Below are 893 nucleotides of genomic sequence, written 5' to 3' on the forward strand. Positions count from 1 at the left end.
GCCAGCATGGTTGGGCGCGTACCGTTGCCGCTTTACAGTGTTTACAACGCCAGTAAATGGGCGGTGGAAGGGTTCACCGAGGGGCTGGTGTATGAGCTGTGTCCGTTGGGTATCGGGGTGAAAATCATTGAGCCGGGGGCGGTGAATACGGCGTTCTTCGGTCGCTCGGCGGACCGGGATAACCGCACGGGCGTAAAGACCTACGATGAGTATTCCAAGGCTCAGTTCGGGGTTATGGACAAGACCGGGCCGGGTGGCTCTACCCCGGAAGATGCCGCGAAGGTGATCTACAAGGCGGCTAACGATCCCGGTAAACGTCTGCGTTATAGCGTGGGCGCGGATGCACGCATGTTGTTGCTGGCACGTTGGCTGCTGCCCGAAACATGGTTCCGCACCATGATTCGCATGAGCCTGTCGGAAAAGGCGTTCAACAGTGTCGGGAAATTGCTGTACAAGTCCTGAATCGCATATACGCTCTGGTGGCGTGTCGTGTTGCATGCAGCGTGAAGCGTGTGGCGGCCGCAGAGCGGCAAAAAAAAATGGCCGTCGGGGGGACGGCCTTAAGGGGGGAATCAACGGGCTTTTTGAGCCCGGGGGTATAACCACAGAGTGAGCGCAATGTGATTGGGTGGCTGAAGCGATTTTCTCTTCAGCGATGGAACAAGTGTAGGGGGAGTCTGCCGACCAACCCACGGGAATGGCTCGACCGGTTTGATCAGATTAATTGATCAATGGGCGAAGCAGGGAGGTTCCGGGCACGCTCCGGTAATTCGTGTTACCCAGAACGCATGGAGCCCGGGCTTTCAGATTTTGAATGAAAGCGTCAGTGGTCGGGCTCCCGGCGCGCAGCGGTTGCCCGTGTTGCGCTCTGGGTGAGGCGTGTTGTGGTTCTG

1 protein-coding gene is annotated in these 893 nt (G+C 58.0%); it reads left to right on the forward strand.

Going from position 1 to position 893, the window contains the following annotated elements; all coding sequences use genetic code 11:
• On the forward strand, positions 1–462 hold a 462-nt coding region (locus tag A3754_RS02835; RefSeq protein ID WP_156496719.1), incomplete at its 5' end, for an SDR family NAD(P)-dependent oxidoreductase.
• Between the last annotated feature and the right edge of the window lie 431 nt (positions 463–893).

Source organism: Alcanivorax sp. HI0083 (genome assembly GCF_001635175.1).